Annotated in this window: 21 protein-coding genes and 1 tRNA gene; 6 read left to right on the top strand and 16 right to left on the bottom strand. The window is 73.7% G+C overall.

Annotation, left to right across the window (positions count from 1 at the left end; genetic code table 11):
* Window positions 1–8: 8 nt before the first annotated feature.
* Window positions 9–836, bottom strand: coding sequence for an undecaprenyl-diphosphate phosphatase (locus EI169_RS07565; protein WP_125131791.1), 828 nt, complete (start codon window positions 834–836; stop codon window positions 9–11).
* A gap of 9 nt (window positions 837–845) precedes the next feature.
* On the bottom strand, window positions 846–2,150 hold the full coding sequence (locus EI169_RS07560) for a M20/M25/M40 family metallo-hydrolase (RefSeq protein WP_125131790.1): 1,305 nt from the start codon (window positions 2,148–2,150) through the stop codon (window positions 846–848).
* Between the two features lie 131 nt (window positions 2,151–2,281).
* Here EI169_RS07560 and EI169_RS07555 point away from each other — a divergent pair.
* A tRNA-Leu gene (locus EI169_RS07555) sits at window positions 2,282–2,366 on the top strand.
* Between the two features lie 109 nt (window positions 2,367–2,475).
* On the opposite strand, the gene EI169_RS07550 is transcribed toward EI169_RS07555, so the two are convergent.
* The 3 genes from EI169_RS07550 to EI169_RS07540 all read right to left on the bottom strand — a co-directional run bounded on the left by EI169_RS07550 (window position 2,476) and on the right by EI169_RS07540 (window position 6,568).
* Complete coding sequence (locus tag EI169_RS07550) at window positions 2,476–3,525, bottom strand: nitronate monooxygenase (RefSeq protein WP_240640707.1); 1,050 nt, start codon at window positions 3,523–3,525, stop codon at window positions 2,476–2,478.
* Window positions 3,522–4,613: a VIT1/CCC1 family protein gene (locus tag EI169_RS07545; protein ID WP_125131789.1), complete on the bottom strand. Its 1,092-nt coding sequence runs from the start codon at window positions 4,611–4,613 to the stop codon at window positions 3,522–3,524. The genes EI169_RS07550 and EI169_RS07545 overlap by 4 nt, the downstream gene beginning before the upstream one ends.
* A gap of 116 nt (window positions 4,614–4,729) precedes the next feature.
* Window positions 4,730–6,568 (bottom strand): DEAD/DEAH box helicase, encoded by a 1,839-nt coding sequence (locus EI169_RS07540; protein WP_125133369.1) that lies wholly within the window; start codon window positions 6,566–6,568, stop codon window positions 4,730–4,732.
* A gap of 123 nt (window positions 6,569–6,691) precedes the next feature.
* On the opposite strand from EI169_RS07540, the gene EI169_RS07535 reads away from it, so the two are divergent.
* A complete protein-coding gene (locus EI169_RS07535; protein WP_125131788.1) occupies window positions 6,692–7,558 on the top strand; it encodes an SGNH/GDSL hydrolase family protein in 867 nt (288 codons plus the stop codon).
* 12 nt (window positions 7,559–7,570) lie between these two features.
* On the opposite strand, the gene EI169_RS07530 is transcribed toward EI169_RS07535, so the two are convergent.
* On the bottom strand, window positions 7,571–8,368 hold the full coding sequence (locus EI169_RS07530; protein WP_125131787.1) for an RNA methyltransferase: 798 nt from the start codon (window positions 8,366–8,368) through the stop codon (window positions 7,571–7,573).
* 129 nt (window positions 8,369–8,497) lie between these two features.
* Between EI169_RS07530 and EI169_RS07525 the strand changes: the two genes are divergently transcribed.
* Both EI169_RS07525 and EI169_RS07520 read left to right on the top strand, forming a co-directional pair.
* Window positions 8,498–9,355 (top strand): Sir2 family NAD-dependent protein deacetylase, encoded by an 858-nt coding sequence (locus EI169_RS07525; RefSeq protein ID WP_125131786.1) that lies wholly within the window; start codon window positions 8,498–8,500, stop codon window positions 9,353–9,355.
* A 19-nt stretch (window positions 9,356–9,374) separates the two neighbouring features.
* Complete coding sequence (locus EI169_RS07520) at window positions 9,375–9,977, top strand: histidine phosphatase family protein (RefSeq protein ID WP_125131785.1); 603 nt, start codon at window positions 9,375–9,377, stop codon at window positions 9,975–9,977.
* 88 nt (window positions 9,978–10,065) lie between these two features.
* On the opposite strand, the gene EI169_RS07515 is transcribed toward EI169_RS07520, so the two are convergent.
* Genes EI169_RS07515 through EI169_RS07480 form a run of 8 tightly spaced genes read right to left on the bottom strand, consistent with a single transcriptional unit; the run spans window position 10,066 to window position 19,577 of the window.
* The gene (locus tag EI169_RS07515; protein WP_125131784.1) at window positions 10,066–10,872 is read right to left on the bottom strand and encodes a CoA ester lyase; all 807 of its coding nucleotides are present in this window, start codon (window positions 10,870–10,872) and stop codon (window positions 10,066–10,068) included.
* Window positions 10,869–11,366 (bottom strand): MaoC family dehydratase, encoded by a 498-nt coding sequence (locus tag EI169_RS07510; protein WP_125131783.1) that lies wholly within the window; start codon window positions 11,364–11,366, stop codon window positions 10,869–10,871. Before EI169_RS07510 ends, EI169_RS07515 begins: the two co-directional genes overlap by 4 nt.
* A gap of 9 nt (window positions 11,367–11,375) precedes the next feature.
* On the bottom strand, window positions 11,376–12,545 hold the full coding sequence (locus EI169_RS07505; RefSeq protein WP_125131782.1) for an acyl-CoA dehydrogenase family protein: 1,170 nt from the start codon (window positions 12,543–12,545) through the stop codon (window positions 11,376–11,378).
* Entirely contained in the window at window positions 12,535–14,463 is a 1,929-nt protein-coding gene (locus EI169_RS07500; protein ID WP_125131781.1) for a biotin carboxylase N-terminal domain-containing protein, read from the bottom strand. The genes EI169_RS07505 and EI169_RS07500 overlap by 11 nt, the downstream gene beginning before the upstream one ends.
* Window positions 14,464–14,468: 5 nt before the next feature.
* Window positions 14,469–16,076, bottom strand: coding sequence for a carboxyl transferase domain-containing protein (locus EI169_RS07495; protein WP_125131780.1), 1,608 nt, complete (start codon window positions 16,074–16,076; stop codon window positions 14,469–14,471).
* Between the two features lie 5 nt (window positions 16,077–16,081).
* On the bottom strand, window positions 16,082–17,437 hold the full coding sequence (locus tag EI169_RS07490) for a dihydrolipoamide acetyltransferase family protein (RefSeq protein ID WP_125131779.1): 1,356 nt from the start codon (window positions 17,435–17,437) through the stop codon (window positions 16,082–16,084).
* Window positions 17,434–18,444, bottom strand: a complete 1,011-nt coding sequence (locus EI169_RS07485; RefSeq protein ID WP_125131778.1) for an alpha-ketoacid dehydrogenase subunit beta — start codon at window positions 18,442–18,444, stop codon at window positions 17,434–17,436. Before EI169_RS07485 ends, EI169_RS07490 begins: the two co-directional genes overlap by 4 nt.
* Window positions 18,441–19,577, bottom strand: coding sequence for a thiamine pyrophosphate-dependent enzyme (locus EI169_RS07480; protein WP_125131777.1), 1,137 nt, complete (start codon window positions 19,575–19,577; stop codon window positions 18,441–18,443). The genes EI169_RS07485 and EI169_RS07480 overlap by 4 nt, the downstream gene beginning before the upstream one ends.
* Window positions 19,578–19,752: 175 nt before the next feature.
* Here EI169_RS07480 and EI169_RS07475 point away from each other — a divergent pair, with 175 nt between their 5' ends.
* The gene (locus EI169_RS07475) at window positions 19,753–20,226 is read left to right on the top strand and encodes an Lrp/AsnC family transcriptional regulator (protein WP_125131776.1); all 474 of its coding nucleotides are present in this window, start codon (window positions 19,753–19,755) and stop codon (window positions 20,224–20,226) included.
* Here the strand turns inward: EI169_RS07475 and EI169_RS07470 are convergent.
* On the bottom strand, window positions 20,198–21,190 hold the full coding sequence (locus tag EI169_RS07470) for a DMT family transporter (RefSeq protein ID WP_240640706.1): 993 nt from the start codon (window positions 21,188–21,190) through the stop codon (window positions 20,198–20,200). The two genes, EI169_RS07475 and EI169_RS07470, sit on opposite strands and share 29 nt — an antisense overlap.
* Before the next feature lie 70 nt (window positions 21,191–21,260).
* Here EI169_RS07470 and EI169_RS07465 point away from each other — a divergent pair, with 70 nt between their 5' ends.
* Window positions 21,261–21,821, top strand: coding sequence for a CGNR zinc finger domain-containing protein (locus EI169_RS07465; protein WP_125131775.1), 561 nt, complete (start codon window positions 21,261–21,263; stop codon window positions 21,819–21,821).
* Here the strand turns inward: EI169_RS07465 and EI169_RS07460 are convergent.
* Window positions 21,781–22,674 carry an alpha/beta hydrolase gene (locus EI169_RS07460; protein WP_125131774.1) on the bottom strand — a complete coding sequence of 298 codons (894 nt, stop codon included), beginning with the start codon at window positions 22,672–22,674 and terminating at the stop codon, window positions 21,781–21,783. The two genes, EI169_RS07465 and EI169_RS07460, sit on opposite strands and share 41 nt — an antisense overlap.
* Between the last annotated feature and the right edge of the window lie 72 nt (window positions 22,675–22,746).

Here is a 22,746-nt window from a genome sequence, read left to right as displayed (position 1 = left end):
CGGCCGGCTCAGCCGGCCTGGACGACGCCCGTCGCCAGCAGGATCATGACCGCGACGCCCAGCAGGACGCGGTAGATCACGAAGGGCAGGAAGCTGCGCTTGGAGATGTAGCGCATCAGGAACGCGATCACCGCCAGCCCGACTCCGAACGCGACCACGGTGGCGATGCCGGTCTCCAGCAGCCCGTACGCGCCCTCGTCGCCGCCGTGCTTGACGAGCTGGTAGAAGCCGCTTCCGAAGACCGCGGGGATCGCGAGGAGGAACGCGTAGCGGGCCGCGGACGGGCGGTCGAAGCCCATGAGGCGTCCGGCCGTGATCGTGCCGCCCGAGCGGGAGACGCCCGGGATGAGGGCGAGCGCCTGCGCGAGTCCGAAGACGATCGCGCGGCCCCACGTCAGGTTCTCCAGCGTCCGCGTGCGGCGCCCGAGGATGTCGGCGACACCGAGCAGCACGCCGAACACGATGAGCATCGTGGCCACGAGCCACAGCGACCGGAAGGTCGTCTCGATCTGGTCCTGGAACGCCACGCCGAGCACCACGATCGGCACGGAGCCGACGATGATGTACCAGCCCATGAGGGCGTCGGGGTCGCGCCGCGGCACCGCGCCGCTCAGCGAGCGGAACCAGCGTCCGATGATGCGGACGATGTCGCGCCAGAAGAAGACCACGACCGCCGCCTCGGTGCCGATCTGCGTGATCGCGGTGAACGCGGCGCCCGGGTCCTGCGCCCCGGGCAGGAACTCCCCCACGATCCGCAGGTGCGCGCTCGAGGAGATCGGCAGGAACTCGGTGAGGCCCTGCACGAGACCCAGGATGATCGCTTCGAGAATCTGCATGCGAGCCCCTCAATAGGTGCGGATGAGGTCGGTCAGCACGCGCTGGCCGAAGACGAGCGCGTCGACGGGCACGCGCTCGTCGACGCCGTGGAACATGCCGGTGAAGTCGAGGTCGGCGGGCAGGCGCAGCGGCGCGAAGCCGTAGCCGGCGATCCCGAGCTCGGACAGCGCCTTGTTGTCGGTGCCGCCGCCCATGAGATACGGCAGCACCGGCACGCCCGGGTCGGCCCGGTCCAGCGCCGCGACCATCGCATCGACGAGGTCGCCGGCGAAGGGCACCTCGAGACCGATGTCCTGGTGCACGACCTCGATCTCGACACCGGGCCCCACGATGTCGCGGATCTCCGCCAGCACGCTCTCCTCCGTGCCCGGGAGGGTACGCACGTCGATGAGCGCCTCGGCGCGGTCGGGGATGACGTTGTGCTTATAGCCCGCCGTGAGCCCCGTCGGGTTCGTCGTCGTCCGCAGCGTCGAGCGCAGGAACGCGGCCGCCGCGCCGGTGCGGTCGGCGAGCTCGTCGGGGTCGGCGTCGGGCGCTGCATCCGCGAGCACCGCGAGGTCGTCGAGGAAGCGGCGGGTGGTGGCGGTCAACCGCACCGGCCACGGCGTGCGGCCGAGCTTCGCGACGGCCTCGGCGAGGGCCGTGACGGCGTTGTCCGGATGCAGCCGGCTGCCATGCCCCGCGCGCCCGCGGGCGACGAGCCGGATCCACACGAGCGCCTTCTCGCCGACCTGGAGCAGATACGCGCGGCGGTCGCCGACCGCGATCGAGTAGCCGCCGACCTCGCTGATCGCCTCGGTGGCGCCCGCGAACCACTCCGGGCGGTCGCGCACGACCAGCGCCGATCCCTCGACGCCGCCGTTCTCCTCGTCGGCGAAGAACGCGAGCACGAGGTCGCGCTCGGGCAGCTCCCCCGCGCGCAGCAGTTCGGCGACGGACGCGAGGATCATCGCGTCCATGTTCTTCATGTCCACGGCGCCGCGGCCCCACAGCACGCCGTCGCGGATCTCGCCCGCGAACGGGTCGACGCTCCAGTCCTCCGCGATCGCCGGCACCACGTCGAGGTGGCCGTGGAGCACCAGCGCGGGCTTGTCCCGGTTGCGACCGGCGACCCGTGCGACGACGTTCGTGCGGCGCGGGATCGGCTCGTAGTACTCGGGCTCGAGCCCCACGGCGGACAGGAACGCCCCCACGTACTCGGCCGCCTCGCGCTCACCGCGGGCGTTGCCGCCGCCGAAGTTCGACGTGTCGAATCGGATGAGATCGGAGGCGATCCGGGCGACCTCGGGCAGCGCGGTCTCGCTCGTGGGCATGCGGACTACCGTACCCGCCGCGCGTGTCGGATCCGTTTCATGCGCGGGTCGCCGCATCCGGCCGTCCGATTATCGGACCGGCTTCGCGGCGTGCTAGTGTCGATCCTCGGTTGCGAAACCGAAACACCCATGCGCGGGTGGCGGAATAGGTAGACGCGCTAGCTTGAGGTGCTAGTGCCCGTATAGGGCGTGGGGGTTCAAGTCCCCCCTCGCGCACAGCCGAAGAAGGCCCCGGATCTCCGGGGCCTTCTTCTCGTTCCGGGGACGAGGACCCGACGCCGCGCGAGCAGCGCGCGGGGAGGGATCCGACGCCGCCCGGGCGGCCTCAGGCGACCGGGAGGCCGGCCTTCAGCTCGGCGAAGACGGCCGCAGCGGTGTCGTGGCGGGCGAGCGGCGCGGCCTGCCCGAGCCACAGCGACAGCAGCTCGCCCTCGTCGCGGCGCGCCGCCTCGGCCCGGAAGCGCCCGGTCAGCCAGTTCTGCGCCGGGAACGGCGCGATCGCGCCCGCCTCGAGCGTGCGCACCGCGCGGTTGCGGGCTCCCCGCGCCAGGCGACCGCTCATCGCCCGCGTGAGGACCGTGTCCTCCGCGGCCGTGGCCGAGATCGCGGCGCGATGCGCGGGCGGCGCGGCCGACTCGCGCGTGCGCAGGAACGCCGTGCCCACCTGCACACCCGACGCGCCGAGGGCGAACGCCGCGGCGACCCCCCGCCGGTCGGCGATGCCGCCGGCGGCGATCACCGGAACGTCGACCGCGTCGACGACCTGCGGCACGAGGGCGAACGTGCCCACGAGCGAGCGCTCGGCGGGCGCGAGGAACGACACGCGGTGGCCGGCCGCCTCGGCGCCGGTGGCCACCACCGCGTCGACACCGCCGTCCGCGAGCGCGACGGCCTCCGCGACGGTCGTGGCCGTGCCGATCACCCGGATGCCGCGGGCGTGCGCGCTTTCGATCAGGTCGGGGGCCGGCACGCCGAACACGACGCTCACGGCGGCCGGCGCCGCATCCAGGATCGCGTCCCACTGCTCGTCGACCTCGGGGAGGAAACGCGCCGGCTCGACCGGCGCGTCGAGACCGAGCTCGTCGAGGATCGGCTGCATCGTGCCGATCGCCGCTGTCAGGTCGACCATGTCGGGTGCGACCTCGTCGCCGGTGGGAAGCCACACGTTCAGGGCGAACGGGCGGTCCGTGCGTGCCCGCAGTCCGGCGACGACCTCGGCGATGCGCGACGCGTCGTACCCGTACAGCCCGTACGAACCGAGACCGCCCGCCTCGCTCACCCCGGCGGTCAGCGCCACCGACGACAGCCCGCCGAACGGGCCGAGGACGATCGGCTCGGCGATGCCGAGCAGCCGCGTCAGGTCGGAGGCGCTCACGCGACGCCCACCCCGAAGAGCCGTCCGAGACCGTACGTCACGGCGGCCGCGCCGAAGCCGATCGCGAGCTGCCGCGCGGCGCGCTTCCACGGCGACGCCCCCGACAGCAGGCCCACCGCCGCGCCGGTGATGCACAGCGCCAGCCCCACGAGGACGAGGGCCACAACGACCGCCGCGAGTCCCGAGAGGCCGAAGATCCACGGCAGCACCGGGATGATCGCCCCCGATGCGAAGAACAGGAAGCTCGACAGGGCGGCGCTCCACGCGCCGCCGACGACGTCGTGCGTGTCGGTGGGCGCCAGCTCCCCCGCCCGCGGGGCGCCGGTGCCGCTCGCCTGCGCGGCCGACACGACGCGACGCGCGCGCTCGAGGGCGTCGTCCGCGGACATGCCGCGCGTGCGGTAGACGAGCGCGAGCTCGTTCGCATCGAGATCGAGGTCGGGCAGGGCGTCGTCGGCGTAGTCGTTCGGCTCCGTGGCCCGCAGGAGCTCGCGCTGCGAACGCACCGAGACGAACTCTCCCGCCCCCATCGACAGCGCGCCCGCCAGGAGCCCCGCGATGCCGCTGAAGAGCACGAACCCCGGCGCGACGCCGGTCGCGCCGATGCCCATGACCAGCGCGAGGTTCGACACGAGGCCGTCGTTCGCGCCGAACACGGCCGCTCGGAACGTGCCCGAGAGCCGCCGGCGTCCACGGGCGGCGAGTCCTCGCACGACCTCGTGATGGATCTTCTCGTCGGCGGCCATCGTGGGCGTCGCGTACGGGTCGCCGGCGTACGGCGAGCGGCCCTCGGCGTTCTGCGCGAGGGCGAGCACGAAGATCGATCCGAAACGGCGCGCCATCCAGGTCAGCAGGCGCGTGCCGAGGTCGGGGCGCGGGAGCCGCGCCGGCTCGCCGCCGAGGAGCGCGAGCCAGTGGGCCTCGTGGCGCCCCTCCGCCTCGGCGAGAGCGAGGAGGATCTCGCGCTCCTCGCCGGTGCGCCGCGCCGCGAGCTCGCGGTAGACGCGGGCCTCGGCCCGCTCGTCGACGAGGTAGCGCACCCAGCGGCGGCGGTCGCGCGCGGTCGGCTCGGCGAGGGCAGCAGGCAAGACGGCTCCGTTCTCAGGGGGGACTCCTCCACGCTAGCCACGGGCGCGCGAGCGCCCGGCCGATCCGCCGGAACTGCCAGCATTTCGGGGATCCGAACGGGTGCGGATGCGGCCGGTCAGGAGTGCACGCGACGTCGCAGCACGTCGATCCGCGCCTGCAGCTGAGCGACCGTCGCGTGCGACACGGCGGGACCGCCGCAGATGCGGCGCAGCTCCGCGTGCACGAGCCCGTGGGGCTCGCCCGACTGGCGGGCGTACAGTCCGACGAGGCTGTTCAAGAGCTGCCGCTGCTCCTTGAGCGTGCGGTGCAGTGGCTTGGGGAGCGCCGGCGTCTCCGGCTCGCCCGGCGCCGCGGAGGACTCCCGCGCCTCGCGGGCGCTGCGGTGCCGCGACTGCCGCGACACGCGCGACATCAGCACCTCGTGCACCTGATCGGGTTCGAGCAGCCCTGGGATCCCCAGGAACTCCTCCTCCTCGGGCGTGCCGGGCACGGCGAGCTGGCCGAACTCCTTGCCGTCGAAGAGGACGCGGTCGAAGTGCGCGAGGGAGCCGAGCGCCTGGTACTCGAACTCCTGCTCGAGCGCGTCGGAGGCCTTCTCCTCGCGCTCGGCGGCGTCCATGAGGTCTTCCTCGGCGTTCCACTGGTCGTCGCCGTCGCTGTCGCGGTCCAGTGCGTGGTCCCGCTGGCGCTCAAGCTCGGCGGCCAGCGCAAGGAGGATCGGCACGTTCGGGAGGAACACGCTCGCCGTCTCGCCGCGCCGCCGCGCGCGCACGAAGCGCCCGATCGCCTGCGCGAAGAACAGCGGGGTGGCCGCCGAGGTCGCGTAGACGCCCACCGCGAGACGCGGTACGTCGACGCCCTCCGACACCATCCGCACCGCGACCATCCAGCGTGATGTGCCCTGCGAGAACGACTCGATGCGCGCGGAGGCCTCCGCCTCGTCCGAGAGGACGACCGTCGGCTCCTCGCCGCTGATCTCGTGCAGGATCGCGGCGTACGCGCGCGCTGCGGTCTGATCGGTCGCGATCACGAGGCCGCCGGCGTCCGGCACCTGTTCGCGCACCTCGGTCAGCCGGCGGTCGGCGGAGCGGAGCACGGCGGGGATCCAGTCGCCCTGCGGGTCGAGCGCCGTGCGCCACGCCTGCGCCGTGATGTCCTTCGTGTTGTCCTGGCCGAGCTGGGCCTCCATCTCCTCGCCCGCCTTCGTGCGCCAGCGCATCTGGCCGGCGTAGACGAGGAAGAGCACGGGCCGCACGACGCCGTCCTCGAGGGCGCGCCGGTAGCCGTAGACGAAGTCGGACCGCGACATGCGGATGCCCTTGTCGTCCGGGTGGTACTCGACGAACGGGATGGGCGCGGTGTCGCTGCGGAAGGGTGTGCCGCTCAGAAGCAGCCGCCGCGTGGCGCGCGAGTACGCCTCGCGGAGGGCGTCGCCCCAGCTGAGGGCGTCGCCGCCGTGGTGCACTTCGTCGAGGATCACGAGCGTGCGCGCGTCCATCGTCAGGCGCTGGTGCACGGACGCCTTCACCGCGACCTGCGCGTAGGTCACGGCGACGCCGTGGTACTGCCGCGACGGTGCGGAGTGGCGGTTGGTGAACGCGGGATCGAGCCGGATGCCCACGCGGGCCGCCGCATCCGCCCACTGGGTCTTCAGATGCTCGGTGGGGGCGACCACGACGATGCGGTCGACGACGCGTCGGCGGACGAGCTCGCTCGCCAGGCGCAGCGCGAACGTCGTCTTGCCGGCCCCGGGGGTCGCCGCGGCGAGGAAGTCGCGCGGGCCCTTGCCCGGGCCGTCGGGGCCGTCCATGCCGAAGTACAGGTCGAGGGCCTCCGCCTGCCACGCGCGCAGGCGCTGGGCGGTGCCCCACGGCGCGCGCTGCGGCCACGTCGGCGAGAGGTGCTCGGCCGCGAAGCTGCCGAAGTGGTGCTCATCGGCGGTGGCCTCGTGCATCGGGCGGGCGATGTCCGCATCGTCCACGGCATCCCCCTTCCTCGTCACGCGAACATCCACGATAGGCCAGTCCTCCCCCGCCCGGAGCCGGCGGCGGGGATAGCCTGACGGCGGGAGGAACCCATGACGACCGAGCTGCCCCATCGCTCTCCGCACGTGCCGAACGACCAGCCGCACCCGTGGCGGCGCTTCGTCGCGATCGGCGACTCGTTCACCGAGGGCATCGGCGACCCCGAGCCGGAGGCCGTCGGGGGCCACCGCGGCTGGGCCGATCGCGTGGCCGAGGTGCTCGCCTCGCAGGTCGACGACTTCGCGTACGCGAACCTCGCCGTGCGCGGCAAGCTCATCGGTCAGATCGTGGCCGATCAGATCGATGCAGCACTGTCGCTGAAGCCCGACCTCATCACGTTCTCCGCCGGCGGCAACGACGTGATCCGCCCCGGCACCGACCCCGACGAGGTGTCGCAGCAGTTCGAGGACGCGGTCGTGCGGCTCTCCCGCGACGGCGCGACCCTCGTCGTGTTCACGGGCATCGACACCGCGTTCACGCCGGTGTTCCGCGGCATCCGCGGCAAGGTCGCGATCTACAACGAGAACATCCGCGCCATCGCCGACCGATACGACTGCATCGTCGCCGACCAGTGGGGCCTGAAGGTCGTGCAGGATCCGCGCTTCTTCGACGACGACCGGCTGCACTACAACGCCCTCGGCCACCACGAGGTCGCGCGCATGGTGCTGCGGGCCCTGAACGTGCCCAACGACCTGCAGCCGATGCGGCCCGACCCCTTCCCGGCCACGACGTGGCGCGCCGCCCGCGCCCACGACCTCGTGTGGGCGCGGGAGTACCTCGTGCCGTGGGTGCTGCGGCGCCTTCGGCACCAGTCCTCCGGCGACGAGATCACCGCCAAGCGTCCCGAGCCGATGCCGGTCGTCGCGCTCGCGGCCGCGGCCGAGGCCGCCGCGCAGGCGGCCGCGCCCGACCCGAGCTGAGACGGACGCTCGTCAGCGCGCGAGCGACCACACCGCGACGGCGGATGCGGCGGCGACGTTGAGCGAGTCCACGCCGCCGGCCATCGGGATCGTCACGATCGTGTCGGCGGCCACGAGAGCCCGACGGCTGAGCCCGTCGCCCTCGGCGCCGAGGAGCAGCGCGACGCGCTCGGGGCGCGTGGCGGCGAACTCCCCGAGCGGCACCGCGTCGTCGGCGAGGGCGAGGGCCGCGATGTGCAGACCGGCGTCATGCAGCGCGTCTCCGGCCTCGGGCCACTCCGGCAGCCGCGCCCACGGCACCTGGAACACCGTGCCCATGCTCACGCGGACGCTCCGGCGGTAGAGCGGGTCGGCGCAGCGCGGGGTGACGAGGACGGCGTCGGCGCCGAGCCCCGCGGCGCTGCGGAACGCCGCGCCCACGTTCGTGTGGTCCACGATGTCCTCGAGCACGACGACGAGGCGCGCCCCCGCGACGACCTCCGCGACCGGGCGCAGCACCGGGCGGTGCATGGCGGCGAGAAGGCCGCGGTGCACGACGTAGCCGGTCAGCCCCGCGGCGACCTCCTCCGCGACGACATAGACCGGCACGTCGGCCGGGACGAGCGCGACCGCGTCGTCGAGCCACTTCTCCTGCACGAGCAGCGACCGTGGCACGTGCCCGGCGGCCAGGGCGCGGGCGAGCACCTTCGCCGACTCGGCGATGTAGAGCCCCTCGGCGGGCTCGGTCACGCGGCGCAGGGCGACGTCGGTGAGATCCCGGTAGTCGGCCAGGCGCGGGTCGGCGGCGTCGGCGACGGCGATCACGGGCATACGCCTCACTCTGCCAGCTGCCTCGCGCGACGCGGGCCATCCTTGGCACGGAGCGCGCGCCCGCGGGGCGCCGTGCGCGGGGAGAGGGCGGTCGGGCACGCGCCTACACTCGGAACGGGAGGTGCGTGCGTGTCGCTCGGGTTCGCTTCGGATGCGGAGGTCACCGCGTCGATCGGGCGCGCGATCGACGCCCTCGCCGGTCGGCGCGTGGCGATCCTCACGGGCGCGGGCGTCTCGACCGACTCGGGCATCCCCGACTACCGCGGCGAGGGCGCGCCGGTGCGCACGCCCATGACCTTCCAGCAGTTCCTCGCGAGCGAGGACGCGCGACGCCGCTACTGGGTGGGGAGCCACCTCGGCTGGCGCACGTTCGCCGCCGCGGAGCCCAACGCCGGTCACGCCGCGATCGCGGCCCTCGAGCGCGCGGGTATCTCCGGCGGCGTCGTCACGCAGAACGTCGACGGGCTCCACATCCGCGCCGGCAGCTCGCGCGTCGTCGAGCTGCACGGCACGATGCGCCGCGTCGTGTGCCTGCACTGCGGCCAGGTCTTCGACCGCCGCGACCTCGCGGCGCGCGTCGAGGCCGAGAACCCGTGGCTGCAGACGCCGGACGAGGTCCCGCTCGGCCCCGACGGCGATGTCGCGCCCGCCAGCGTCTCGGGCTTCCGCATCCCGGCGTGCACCGTGTGCGGGGGCACCCTCAAACCGGACGTGGTGTTCTTCGGCGAGTTCGTGCCCGTCGAGCGGTTCCGCGAGGCCGAGCAGCTCGTGCACGCGAGCGAGGCGCTCGTCGTCGCCGGATCCTCGCTCGTGGTCAACTCCGGCATCCGGCTCGTCGAGCGCGCCCGCCGGCGGCGCCTCCCGGTCGTGATCGTCAACCGCGGCCAGACCCGGGCGGATGCCCGCGCCACGGTCAAGATCGACGCAGGCACGAGCGACGTGCTGGCGGAGTTCGCGCGGGCCCTGCCCGCGCTCATGCCCGTGTGAGCGCCGTTAGGCTCGGACGGTGACGATCCTGACCCTCGTGCGCCACGGCGAGACCGACTGGAATCGCGACCTGCGCATCCAGGGCTCGACGGACATCCCCCTCAACGACACCGGGCGCGCGCAGGCGCGGGAGGCCGGGGAGCGCCTCGCCGCCGACCGCGATCCCGACACGCCGGTCGTGGTCGTCTCGAGTGACCTCTCGCGCGCGGCCGAGACCGCCGACATCATCGCGGCGGCCCTCGGCACGCGCGTGCGGGGGCGCTACGCGGAGCTGCGCGAACGGGCGTACGGCGAGGCGGAGGGTCTGACCTCGGCCGAGTTCCACTCCCGCTTCGGTCCGTGGCATACCGCCGAGGTGCCCGGCGCCGAGCCGTGGCCGGCGGCGCGCGAGCGCGCCCTCCAGGCGCTGCGCGACGCCATCGCCGACGCGCGCGCGGCGACCGGCGCTGATCCGGATGTCATCGCCGTGGCCCATGGCGCCCTCATCCGGCAGGTGCTCCGCGCCGCGAGCGACGAGCAGGTGCCCCTCGACGGCGAGCGGCTGCCGAACGGCTCGGCCCATCTGCTGCGCGTCGACGGCGACCGCTTCGAGGTGCTGTCGTACGTCGGCTCGGCCGTCTGACGCGAAGCGCGGCGCCGCGAGAGTGCATCCTCGCGGCGAAACCGCTCCGTCGCGCGTGCACTCTCGCCGTGACCGTGCACTCTCGGCGTCAGGCGCGCGCGAGCACGCGACGCGCGTGAGCGAGCACCGGCTCGTCGACCATGCGCCCCGCGAAGCGGAACACGCCGCGCTCGCCCTCGGCGGCCGCCAGCACCGACTCGGCCCACGCCCGCTCGTCGGGCGACGGACGGTAGGCGTCGCGGATGACCTCGACCTGTGACGGGTGGATGCAGGCGGTCGCCGCGAACCCCGACGCGACCGCGTCCTCCGCCTCCGCCGCGAGGCCGGCGGTGTCGGCGATGTCCAGGTGCACGGCGTCGATCGCGGCCTTGCCGTGCGCGCCGGCCGCCAGCAGCACGCCCGACCGCGCGTACCGGGCGATGTCGCGATAGGCGCCGTCGGCCCGGCGCGACGATGTGCCGCCGAGGCTCGCGACGAGATCCTCGGCACCCCACATGAGCGCGACGACGCGCTCGGATGCGGCGATCTCCGCGGCCGCGGCGACCCCCGCGGCCGTCTCGCACAGCGCGACGAGCGCGAACCGCTCGTCGATCGCGCCGAGCGCCGCGGCCGACTCGGACTTCGCGACCATGATCGTGCGGAAATCGGTCTGCGACAGCGTCGCCATGTCGGCCACGAACGCGTCGGTCCCCGGCGCCGAGACGCGGACGATCGTGCGGGCGGGGTCGAGCTCGGCCTCGATCACCGCCCCGCGCGCCGCGGTCTTGTCGGCGGGCGCGACGGCATCCTCGAGATCGAGGATCACGGCATCCGCGCGAGCGGCCGCCTTCGCGAAGCGCTCGGGGCGGTCGGCGGGGCAGAACAGCAGTGCGGGGCCGAGACCGAAGCCGCTCACGCCCGTTCCCCCGCGTGCGGTCCGTCCGCCGCATCCGAGCGCCACATCAGCACGGTGCGCGTGGCGGTCGCCACCACCGTGCCCTCCTGCGTGCGCCCGGTGTGGCGCATGCGCACGATCCCCTGGCCCGGCCGAGACGCGGACTCGCGCACCGAGAGGATCTCGGTCTCGGTGTACAGCGTGTCGCCGGTGAACAGCGGCGCGGGGAAGGCGACCTCCTCGAGACCGAGCTGCGCGACGAGCGTGCCCTGGGTGAGCTGGGCGACGGAGGATCCGACCATCGTCGCGAGCGTCCACATCGAGTTCACGAGCGGCCGCCCGAAGGGCTGCGTCGCCGCGAACGCCGCGTCCAGGTGCAGGGCCTGCGTGTTCATCGTGAGCGTCGTGAACAGCACGTTGTCGGCCTCGGTGGCGGTGCGCCCCGGCCGGTGGAGATAGCGGGCGCCGACCTCGATCTCGTCGGCGTACAGCCCGCGCTGGACGATGGCGGTCATCCGTCCACGCTAGCGGTCGAGTCCGAGCGCACGGGAGATGACGAGCAGCTGCACCTCCGTCGTGCCCTCGCCGATCTCGAGGATCTTCGAGTCGCGGTAATGACGGGCGACGGGGTACTCGTTCATGAAGCCGTTGCCGCCGAACACCTGCGTCGCATCGCGGGCGTTGTCCATCGCCGCCTCCCCCGACACGAGCTTGGCGATCGCCGCCTCCTCCTTGAACGGCTGTCCCGCGTCGCGCAGACGCGCGGCGTGCAGCCACGCCAAGCGGGACGTGTGGACGCGCGCGCGCATGCGTGCGAGGAGGAACTGGATGCTCTGGCGCGACGACAGCCGCTCGCCGAACACCGTGCGCGAACGGGCGTAGTCGACGGCCGCCTCCAAGCATCCCTCCGCGGCGCCCGTCGCGAGCGCGGCGATCGCGACGCGACCCTCGTCGAGGATGTGAAGGAAGTTGGCGTAGCCGCGCCCGCGCTCGCCGAGCAGGTTCGCCTCGGGCACGCGCGCCTCGGAGAACGCCAGCGGGTGGGTGTCGGACGCGTGCCAGCCGACCTTGTCGTACCCGGGGCCGACGACGAACCCCGGCGTGCCGTGCGGCACGATGATCGCGGAGATCTCCGGCCGGCCGTCGGGGTGGCGGCCGGTGACCGCCGTGACGGTCACGAAGCGGCTGATCTCGGTGCCGGAGTTCGTGATGAACTGCTTGGCCCCGTCGATCACCCATTCGCCCCCGTCCAGCCGCGCCGTCGTGCGGGTCGCGCCGGCGTCGCTCCCGGCCTCCGGCTCGGTCAGGCCGAACCCGGCCAGGGCGCGCCCGGCCAGGAGGTCGGGCAGGAGCTCGGCGCGCTGGGCGTCGGTGCCGAAGCGGAAGACCGGCATCGCGCCGAGGCTCACGCCGGCTTCGAGCGTGATCGCGATGGACTGGTCGACGCGGCCCAGCGCCTCGATCGCGAGACACAGTGCGGTGTAGTCGCCGCCCTGGCCGCCGACGTCCTCCGGGAAGGGCAGTCCGAACAGGCCGAGGTCCCCCATCTGCCGCACGACGTCCAGCGGCAGCGTCGCGCTCCGGTCGGCCTCGTACGAGCGCGGCGCCACGACCTCGTCGGCGAAGGCGCGCACCATGCCCGCCAGCTCGGTCTCCTCGGCGCTCAGTCCGTGGGTGAGGGTGTCAGTTCGCATGCCGGGCCTCCTCGACCTCGTCGTCGTCGACGGCGGCGACGTCCTCGTCGCGCGCCACCGTCGCCCCGACGGCCACGCGGATGCGGGCGATTCCCGCACGCGGTGCCGTCAGGGTGTGCTCCATCTTCATCGCCTCGATCGTCAGCATCCGCTCGCCCGCGCTCACGCGGTCGCCGTCGCCGACGTGCACCGCCACGACCGTGCCGGGCAGTGGGGCGGACAGGCCCGCATGGGCTCCGCCGGCATCGTCCGCGAGCGCGCGCAGCGTCGCCGCGCGGCGGCTCACGGGGCGCAACCGCACGGCCGCGCCGTCCGCGTGCACCCACACCTCGTCGTCGGAGGCGGCCACCACGACCGCGTCGGCGTCGGCGACGGCGTCGCCCGCGACCGCCACGGTGCCGCCGTCGGAGTCGAACACCGCGACACCGCGCGCGCGGATCCCGCCCAGGCGCCACCCGTCGCGCGCACGCCAGCCGTCGCCGCGGTCGCGTGTCGTCTCGAGCGCGTCGCGCGCGGCCGCCGCCGTGCCCGTCGACGGTGGCGCGGCAGGGGTCGGATGCAGCCGGTCGAGCAGGCCCGTGTCGAGCTCGCCCGCCCTGACGCGCGGGTCGGAGAGCACCGTCCGCAGGTAGGCGATGTTCGTGTCGACGCCGAGGAGGACCGTGTCGCCGAGCGCTGCGTGCAGGCGCCGCAGCGCTTCGGCACGGTCGGGAGCGTGCGCGATCGCCTTCGCGATCATCGGGTCGTACTCCGTGCCGATGCGGCTGCCGGTCTCGATCGCCGCATCCGTCCGCACCGCGTCGGAGGGCCGCCACGCGAGCACGTCGCCGGCGGCGGGCAGGAAGCCGCGCTCGGGGCTCTCGGCGTACACGCGGGCCTCGACCGCCCAGCCCGTCAGCGCGACCTCGTCCTGCGCGATCGGCAGCGGCTCGCCCGCGGCGATCCGCACCTGCAGCTCGACGAGGTCGAGGCCGGTCACGAGCTCGGTGACGGGATGCTCGACCTGCAGGCGCGTGTTCATCTCGATGAAGAAGAACTCCTCGGGCCGCTCCCCCGACACGAGGAACTCCACGGTGCCCGCGCCGCGGTAGCCCACGCTCGCGGCCGCCGCGCAGGCCGCGGCGCCCAGGCGCTCGCGCAGCGCCGCGTCGACGATCGGCGAGGGCGCCTCCTCGATGACCTTCTGATGGCGGCGCTGCAGTGTGCATTCGCGCTCGCCGAGATGGATCACGTTCCCGTGGGCGTCCGCCATCACCTGCACCTCGATGTGCCGCGGGGCGGCGATGTACCGCTCGAGCAGCAGCGTGTCGTCGCCGAACGCGGCGGCGGCGACCCGCCGCGCGCTCGCGAGGGCCGCCCGGAGTCCGCCGGGCTCCCGCACGACCTCCATGCCCTTGCCGCCGCCGCCGGCCGACGGCTTCACGATGAGCGGATAGCCGACGTCGGCCGCGCGCAGCGCGATGTCCTCGTCGTCGAGGTCGCGCGCGGAGAAGCCGGGGACGAGGGGCACACCGGAGCCGGCCACGTGGTCGCGCGCGCGGATCTTGTCTCCCATGACGTCGATCGCCTCGACACCGGGACCGATGAAGACGATGCCGGCGTCGGCGCACGCGCGCGCGAACATCGCGTTCTCGGAGAGGAAACCGTAGCCGGGGTGCACGGCCTGCGCGCCGCTCTCGCGCGCCGATCGCACGATCGCGTCGGCGTCGAGGTAGGACGCGCGGGCGGGGGCAGGGCCGATGCGCACGGCGGCGTCGGCCTCGCGCACGTGCGGCTCCGCCGCATCCGCGTCGCTGTACACCGCGATCGAGCGGATGCCGAGGCGCCGTAGGGTGCGGATGACGCGGCGCGCGATCTCGCCGCGGCTCGCGACGAGGACGGTGTCGAACGGCGGCGTGCCGGGTGGAGGAGGCGCCATCCTGATCACATCCGGAACACGCCGAAGCGCGGTTCGGGCAGCGGCACGCGCGAGACGACGTCGAGCGCGAGGCCGAGGACGTCGCGTGTGTCGGCGGGGTCGAGGATGCCGTCGTCCCACAGGCGCGCGGTCGCGTAGTACGGGTCGCCCTGCTCCTCGTACCGGGCACGGATCGGCGCGCGGAACTCCTCCTCGGCGTCGGCGGTCCACTCCTCGCCCCGCGCCTGGATCTGCTCGCGTCGCACGGTGGCGAGGACGGCCGCGGCCTGCGCCCCGCCCATGACGGAGATGCGGCTCGCGGGCCAGCTCCACAGGAACCGCGGATCGTACGCGCGCCCGCACATGGCGTAGTTGCCGGCGCCGAAGGAGCCGCCGATGAGCACGGTGAGCTTCGGGACGCGGGTCGTGGCCACCGCGGTGACCATCTTGGCGCCGTCCTTCGCGATGCCGCCGGACTCGGCCTCGCGCCCGACCATGAAGCCGGAGATGTTCTGGAGGAACAGCAGCGGCACTCCGCGCTGGTCGCACAGCTCGATGAAGTGCGCGGCCTTCAGGGCGGACTCGCCGAACAGGACGCCGTTGTTCGCGACGATGCCCACGGGATGACCATGGATGCGGGCGAACGCCGCCACGACGGTCGTCGCGTACAGCGCCTTGAACTCGTGCACCGAGCCGCCGTCGACGAGGCGGTCGATGACGGCGTGCACGTCGTAGGGCTGCGAGACGTCCACCGGCACGACGTCGTAGAGCGTCTCGGGCGCGTGCACCGGCGGCACCGGCGCCGCGACCTCCCACACCGGCGACGCCGGCGGCGGGAGCGTGGCGAGGATGTCGCGCACGATCTCGAGTGCGTGGGCGTCGTTCTCCGCGAGGTGATCGGCCACGCCCGAACGGCGCGCGTGGACGTCGCCGCCGCCGAGCTCCTCGGCCGTCACGGTCTCGCCGATCGCCGCCTTCACGAGGGGCGGCCCGCCGAGGAAGATGGTGCCCTGCCCGCGCACGATGACGGTCTCGTCGCTCATCGCCGGCACGTACGCGCCGCCCGCCGTGCACGAGCCCAGCACGGCAGCGACCTGCGGGATCCGCAGCGCGGACAGCTGCGCCTGGTTGCGGAAGATCCGCCCGAAGTGGTCGCGGTCGGGGAAGACCTCGTCCTGCATCGGCAGGAACGCGCCGCCGGAGTCGACGAGGTACACGCACGGCAGCCGGTTCTCCCGCGCGATCTCCTGCGCGCGGAGGTGCTTCTTCACGGTGAGCGGGAAGTAGGCGCCGCCCTTGACAGTGGCGTCGTTCGCGACGACCATCACGTGGCGCCCGTGCACGAGCCCGATGCCCGCGACCACGCCCGCGGCGGGAGCCTCGCCGTCGTACATGCCGTCCGCCGCGAGCGGCGCGATCTCCAGGAACGGGCTCCCCTCGTCGAGCAGACGGTCGACGCGGTCACGGGCGAGGAGCTTCCCGCGCGCGGTGTGCCGGGCACGCGCGGCCTCGGGTCCGCCGAGCGCCGTCCGCGCCAGCCGGGCGCGCAGCTCCGCGGCGAGCCCGGCCTGCGTCGCCGGCTCGGATGCCGCGCGCTCGAGGGCGATCGCGTCGGGAAGGGCCGTGTCGGTCATCGCCGTCACCGCAGCAGCAGCGCGCGACCGGGCTCGCGGAGCACGCCCGCGACGTCGGTGAGGAAGCGCGCCGCCTCCGCCCCGTCGACGACGCGGTGGTCGAACGACAGGCTGAGCGTCGCCACGTCGCGCAGCGCGATCTCCCCCTCGTGCTCCCACGGCTGCCGGCGGATCGCGCCGAGGGCGAGGATGCCCGACTCCCCCGGGTTGAGGATCGGCGTGCCGCCGTCGACGCCGAACACGCCCACGTTGGTGATCGTGAAGGTGCCGCCGGTCAGCTGCGCCGGCGTCACCGTCCCCGCCCGCGCGGCCGACACGATGTCCGCGATCGCGTCGGCCAGGTCGACGAGCGGCATCGCGTGCGCGTCGCGCACGTTCGGGACGACGAGTCCCCGGTCGGTCGCGACGGCGATCCCGAGATGGACGTACGTCGGTTCCAGGATCTCCCCCGCCTCCTCGTCCCAGCGTGCGCCGAGGAGGGGCGTGCGTCCGAGCGCGAGGCACACGGCCTTGGCGGTCAGGGAGAGCACGCCGATGCGGTGCCCGTCGAGCGCGCGGTCGCGCGAGAGAGCGTCGAGCAGGTGGAGCGACTCGGTGACGTCGATGGTCACGAATGTCGAGGCGTGCGGAGCCGTGAAGGCGCTGCGCACCATGGCCGCGGCGGTGTGCTTGCGGACCCCGCGGATGGGGTGGCGCCGCATCCGCGGATCGGCGCCGAGCGCGGCGCCGGGCGCGGCGGCAGCGGCCGCCGACTCGACCTCGGCCCGCGTGACGGGGCGCCCGTCGACCGCGAGCTGCGCGAGGTCGACCCCGAGCGTGCGGGCGAGGTGGCGCACCGGCGGCGTCGAACGCGGCCGCTCGCCCGAGGTGCTGATGGGCGCCGAAGTGGGCACCGGCAGCATGGTTCCGGGCCGGCGAGGACGCCGTCGAGCACGCGCACCGGAGCGCCCGGCGGCGCCGTAGCCCACGAGGGTAGCCTGCCGGGCGGCCGCGGGCTCGGGCTCGGGCTCCGATGCGGAGACGATCGCGTCCACCGCGGCCGAGGGAGCCGCCGGCGCGCTCTCCGCTGCCGCGTCGGCGATCGACCCGGAGTCGTCCTGCGGCGGCGCGGCCGCTTCGCCGCCGGCCAGCGCGAAGGTCACGAGCGGCGCGCCGACCTCGACGGTCTCCCCGGCCGCGGCGTGCAGCCGCTGCACCGCCCCCGCGAAGGGCGACGGGAGCTCGACGACGGCCTTGGCCGTCTCGACCTCGGCGAGGGTCTGGTTCAGCTCGACCGCGTCGCCCTCGGCAACGAGCCACTGGACGAGCTCGGCGTCGGTGAGACCTTCGCCGAGGTCGGGAAGACGGAACTCCTGGATCATCGTGCGACCTCCGTCGTCGGGGCGAGCCGGCCGAGCACGCGGTCGACGCCGTACAGGATGCGGTCGAGGTCGGGCACATGGTGGCGCTCGAGCTTCGCGGGCGGGTAGGGGATGTCGTGGCCGGTGACGCGCACGGGCGCGGCCTCGAGGTATTCGAAGCAGCGTTCGACGAGCCCCGCGACGATCTCGGCCCCCACACCGCCCTCGCGGGCGGCCTCGTGGGTCACGACGGCACGGCCGGTCTTGCGCACCGACGCGGTCAGCGTGCGGTAGTCCACGGGCGAGATGGACCGCAGATCGACGACCTCGAGCGAGAGGCCCTCGTCCTCGGCCGCGTCCGCCGCATCCAACGCCGTCGACACCTGCGCACCGTACGTGATGATCGTCGCGTCGGTGCCCTCGCGCACGACGCGCGCGAGACCCATGGGCGGTTCATCGGCCAGGTCACGGTCGAGGTCGACCTCGCCCTTGGCGTGGTAGAGCCGCTTCGGCTCGAAGAACACGACGGGGTCGTCGCTCGCGATCGCCTGCCGCAGCAGCACGTAGGCGTCCCGCGGGTCGGATGCGGCGACCACTCGGAGCCCGGAGGTGTGCACGAAGTACGCCTCGGGCGACTCGGAGTGGTGTTCGGCGGCGCCGATGCCGCCGCCCCACGGGATGCGGATCGTCAGCGGCATGCTCACGGCACCGCGCGTGCGGTAGTGCAGCTTCGCGACTTGGCACACGATCTGGTCGAACGCGGGATAGACGAAGCCGTCGAACTGGATCTCCACGACGGGGCGGTAGCCCCGGTACGCGAGCCCGACGGCGGTGCCCATGATGCCCGCCTCTGCCAGCGGCGTGTCGATCACGCGGTCGGCGCCGAACCGGTCGAGCAGCCCGTCGGTCACGCGGAACACGCCGCCGAGCCGCCCGATGTCCTCGCCCATGACGACGACGCGCGGATCGGCGTCCATGGCGCTGCGCAGCCCCGCGTTCACCGCCTGGCCGAGCGTCAGCACGGTCATGCCGTCACCTCCTCGTCGGCGAAGCCGGTCAGATATGCGGCGTACTCGGCGCGCTCCTCGGCGAGGCCGGTGTGCGGGTCGGCGTACACCGCGTCGAACATCTCGACGGCGGGGCGCGTGCTCGCGCCGATGCACGCGGCCCGGACGGCCGCCGCGAGCGTGTCGGCCTCCGCCGCGACGGCGGCCACGGCCGCATCGTCGAGCACAGCCTGGGCCCGGAGGTAGGTCTCGAACCGGGCGATCGGGTCGCGGCGCTCCCACAGCTCCAGCTCCGCCGGATCGCGGTAGCGCGTGGGGTCGTCGGCGGTCGTGTGGGGCCCCATGCGGTAGGTCACGAGCTCCAGGAACGCGGGGCCCTCGCCGCGTCGTGCGCGCTCGGCGGCCCAGCGCATCGCGGCGTAGCACGCGAGGACGTCGTTGCCGTCCACGCGCAGGCTCGCGACCCCGAAGCCGGGGGCGCGGCCGGCCAGCGGCACCCGCGACTGCACGGCGACCGGCTCCGAGATGGCCCACTGGTTGTTCGTGCACACGAAGACGACCGGCGCCTGGAAGGATGCGGCGAACACGAGCGCCTCGCTCACGTCGCCCTGGCTCGTCGCGCCGTCGCCGAAGAACGCCACCGCGATGTCGTCGGCGCCCTCCCCGCGAGCGCGATCGCGCTGGATGCCCATCGCGTAGCCGGTCGCGTGGAGGGTGTGCGCCCCGATGATCACCTGCATCGGCGCCATGTGCAGGCGGCGCGGGTCGTACGCGGCGTGCTCCTCGCCGCGCCACGCGAGGACGAAGTTCTGCGGCTCCGCGCCCCGCGCGAGCACGACACCGGTCTCGCGGTAGCTGGGGAAGATCATGTCGGTGGGGCGCAGCGCGACGGTGGGGCCGATCTGGGCCGCCTCCTGTCCGCGGCACGGGGGCCACAGACCGAGCTGCCCCTGCCGCTGCAGCGCGAAGCCCTCGCGGTCGACACGCCGCGTGAGCACCATGTCGCGGTGGAGCGTGCGCAGGACGGTCGCGTCGACGTCGATGAGGAACGGGTCGAGCACGGGATCGGCGACGCGCGCGCCGTCGGCGGTGAGGACCCGCGCGACGTCGTCCAGCGCGAGCGCGGGGTCGGCGGTGGTCGTGGGAGTGGGCATCGTCGTCTTCCCTCCGAGTCGGCCCGCGGCCCTCGTGAGGCGGACGGGCGTCCGGCGCCGGCGACGTCGCCGACACGGTCACGGTACGACGACGACGCACCTAGCTCAAGCATTCGCGACGGCGCTGAGCATGTTGCATCACATTCGCCGAACGACTTTGCTAGGGTTGCGCATCATGTCTCGTCTGGACTCGGTCGACCTCGACCTCCTCCGCGCCCTGGCCGATGACCCCCGGGCGACGGTGGTCGCCCTGGCCGAACGCCTCGGACTCTCCCGCAACACCGTGCAGGCCCGTATGGCCCGCCTCGAGCGCTCTGACGTGCTGCTGTCGTACGAGCGCGCGCTCGCACCGGCGGCCATGGGCTTCCCGATCGAGGCGTTCATCCACGTCACCGTGCGCCAGGCCGAGCTCCCCCGCATCCGCGAAGAGCTCGCCGAGATCCCCGAGATCGTGCAGGCTCACGGCATGAGCGGCCAGATCGACCTCGTCGCGCGGGTCGCCGCGCGCGACACGCGGCACCTGTTCGACGTCGATGCCCGCATCCTCGCGATCGACGGCGTCGAGCGCACCGAGACCTCGCTCGTGATGGGCGAGGTGATCCCCTACCGCGTGGGCCCGCTCATGGAGCTGGCACGACGGGAACGATAGCCGCCTCACCCGCCGGCGCTCCCCCGCCTCGCGTCAGCGGCGCGGAGTCGAGACGCACGAGCACGACACCGACGAGGATCAGCGCACCACCGGCGGCCTGGACGAGGCCGGGCGTCTCGCCCAGCAGCAGCCACGCGAACAGCACCGCGAAGAGGACCTCCGTCAGGCCGACGAACGAGGCCAGCCGCGATCCGATGCGTGGCACCGCCTGCACCCCGAGCGCATAACCGAGGGCGGTCGCGACCACCACCACCCACGCGACGGACGCGAACCACGGCACGGCGAGTCCGAGCATCCCGGTCGTCACCGCCGGCGCGACGAAGGGCAGCGCGCCCGTCGCCGTCAGCACGGCCATGAGGACGGTGCCCACCACGAGCCCACCGGCGGCCAGCGCGAGCGGGGGCATCGTGTCGCCGGTGCGCTCGGCGATGACGAAGTACGCCGCCGCGCACACCGCGGCGCACAGCGCCAGGGCGACGCCGAGCGGATCGAAGGTCGCGCCGGTGAGGTCGACGACGAGCAGGAGTCCCAGCATCGCGACACCGGTGCCGACGAGGACGATCGCCGCGGGACGGCGGCGGGTGCGCAGCCACACCCCGAGCACGAGCAGCACCGGTGCGAGGTACTGGATGAGGAGGGCCACACCGACGGGGATGCGCTGCATGGCCGAGAAGTAGAACAGCTGGCAGCCCGCGACCGCGGTGAGGCCGAACCCGACGATGAGCGGCGTGTGCCGTACGAAGGCGCGCGGGTTGCGCACGACGGCGCGGATGAGCCACGGCGACAGCAGCACCGCGGCCCCGCCCATGCGCAGCAGGAGCGCGGCGCCGAGCGACCACCCGGCCTCCAGGAGCGGCTTCATGACCGGCCCACTCGAAGCGAAGGCGAGCGCCGAGGCGAGCGCGATCACGATGCCGGCCGAAGCGGGGCGGCGGACCATCGGAGGGGCGACGAGTGCGGTCATGGCGGAGCCTGTCACGAGTGTCTTATGGGTACACTCGTGACAGTAGGGCACGTCGATGTCAGGAGTCAACATGGTTTTCATCCATGACACCCAGCAGTCGCTCGCGGCCGCCGTGGACCTCGTGAACACGCTGCCCGACCTCAACGACGGCGTCGACGGCATGGCGAGCGTCGGCGACCTGAACGCCTTCCTGGACGAGCGCCCGTACAGCGGCCGCCTCGACCGCGACGCCGACGAGCTGGCCGCCGTCCGCGGCATCCGGGAGCGCCTGCACGAGCTGTGGCGCGTCGACCGCGACGCGGCCGTGCCGCTCGTGAACGCGATGCTCGCCGACGGGAACGCGCTCCCCCAGCTCGTCACCCACCCGGGCTTCGAGGAGTGGCACATCCACGCGACATCGGGCGACTCGCCGCTGCACGTGCGCATCCTCCTGGAGACCGCGATGGCGTTCGTCGACGTCATCCGCGCCGACGAGTACGACCGCATCCGGGTGTGCGGCGCGGACGACTGCGACGCGGTCTACGTCGACTACTCCCGCAACCACTCCAAGCGCTACTGCGACACCGGCAACTGCGGCAATCGCATGAACGTCAACGCGTACCGGGCTCGGAGGGCGCGAGAAAGCGCGTGATCGCGGCGGCCGCGGCGGCCGGCGTCTCGTAGTGGATGAGGTGGCCGACGTCCGGGATCTCGACGAGCTCGGCGTGCGGGAACATCGCTGCGAGCTCCCGCTCGGCCTCGATCGGCGTGATGTCGTCCTTCTGCGCCGCCACCAGCAGCGTCGGCTGCGCGATCCGCGGCGCGAACTCCCGCACGTCGTGCGACACCGACGTGACGAACGCGTCGTGGAGCACATCACGGTCGGCGAAGCGCGAGAAGTACGCGTCGTGCTGCGCGTGCACGAAGCGCCGGAGGTCGCGGTCGCGGGTCTTGGCCATCGTGACGCTCATGACCCGCACGATCGCGGGATTGCGCAGCAGCGCGTCCCCCAGGGGCCGGGGCAGTCGCGCCCCGGCGAGGTAGTAGAACACGGCGAGACGCGTGAGCACGCCGCGCGGTCCCTCGAGCGCCGGCGCGCCGATCGGGTTGACCAGCACGAGCGCCGGCGTCGCGAGACCCCGCGCGACCGCGGCCGAGGCGACGATCGAGCCGAACGAGTGCCCGAGGACGACGGCCCCCGGTGCGACCGCTGTGACGAAGGCGGTCAGCCACTGCGCGTACAGGTCGAGGTCGTGCCGCCGACCGGGCACCGGCGCGGTCTCGCCGAAGCCGGGGAGGTCGGGCATGACGACGCGGAAGCCCGGCAGGTGGGCGACGACGGGCTCGAGCCCGTGGTGCTCGCCACGGAAGCCGTGCACGGCGACGATGATCGTGGAGGCCGCCGGGTCGCCGTAGTCCCAGTAGGCGGTCGTCCCCCCGAGCACCCGCGCCTCGTGCCGCGCGACCGGGATCGCCTCGAGCAGGGCGGCGTACGGGGAGCTCACCCTGTGAGTCTACGAGCCCGCCGTCGGGCCGCCCGGAGCGTCGCGCCGGCGATGTCGGCACCGCGTCCTACC

Source organism: Microbacterium sp. 10M-3C3, assembly GCF_003931875.1.
GTDB lineage: Bacteria > Actinomycetota > Actinomycetes > Actinomycetales > Microbacteriaceae > Microbacterium.
The sequence above is the reverse complement of the archived record's forward strand: the minus strand, read 5'-3'. Positions and strand labels throughout refer to the sequence as shown.

Coding starts and splice junctions, on each gene's coding strand:
- EI169_RS07565 (WP_125131791.1), bottom strand. CDS start 836: ATGCAGATTCTCGAAGCGATCATCCTGGGTCTCGTGCAGGGCCTCACC.
- EI169_RS07560 (WP_125131790.1), bottom strand. CDS start 2,150: ATGCCCACGAGCGAGACCGCGCTGCCCGAGGTCGCCCGGATCGCCTCC.
- EI169_RS07540 (WP_125133369.1), bottom strand. CDS start 6,568: ATGCACGAGGCCACCGCCGATGAGCACCACTTCGGCAGCTTCGCGGCC.
- EI169_RS07535 (WP_125131788.1), top strand. CDS start 6,692: ATGACGACCGAGCTGCCCCATCGCTCTCCGCACGTGCCGAACGACCAG.
- EI169_RS07530 (WP_125131787.1), bottom strand. CDS start 8,368: ATGCCCGTGATCGCCGTCGCCGACGCCGCCGACCCGCGCCTGGCCGAC.
- EI169_RS07510 (WP_125131783.1), bottom strand. CDS start 11,366: ATGACCGCCATCGTCCAGCGCGGGCTGTACGCCGACGAGATCGAGGTC.
- EI169_RS07505 (WP_125131782.1), bottom strand. CDS start 12,545: ATGCGAACTGACACCCTCACCCACGGACTGAGCGCCGAGGAGACCGAG.
- EI169_RS07500 (WP_125131781.1), bottom strand. CDS start 14,463: ATGGCGCCTCCTCCACCCGGCACGCCGCCGTTCGACACCGTCCTCGTC.
- EI169_RS07495 (WP_125131780.1), bottom strand. CDS start 16,076: ATGACCGACACGGCCCTTCCCGACGCGATCGCCCTCGAGCGCGCGGCA.
- EI169_RS07490 (WP_125131779.1), bottom strand. CDS start 17,437: ATGATCCAGGAGTTCCGTCTTCCCGACCTCGGCGAAGGTCTCACCGAC.
- EI169_RS07485 (WP_125131778.1), bottom strand. CDS start 18,444: ATGACCGTGCTGACGCTCGGCCAGGCGGTGAACGCGGGGCTGCGCAGC.
- EI169_RS07480 (WP_125131777.1), bottom strand. CDS start 19,577: ATGCCCACTCCCACGACCACCGCCGACCCCGCGCTCGCGCTGGACGAC.
- EI169_RS07475 (WP_125131776.1), top strand. CDS start 19,753: ATGTCTCGTCTGGACTCGGTCGACCTCGACCTCCTCCGCGCCCTGGCC.
- EI169_RS07470 (WP_240640706.1), bottom strand. CDS start 21,190: ATGACCGCACTCGTCGCCCCTCCGATGGTCCGCCGCCCCGCTTCGGCC.
- EI169_RS07465 (WP_125131775.1), top strand. CDS start 21,261: ATGGTTTTCATCCATGACACCCAGCAGTCGCTCGCGGCCGCCGTGGAC.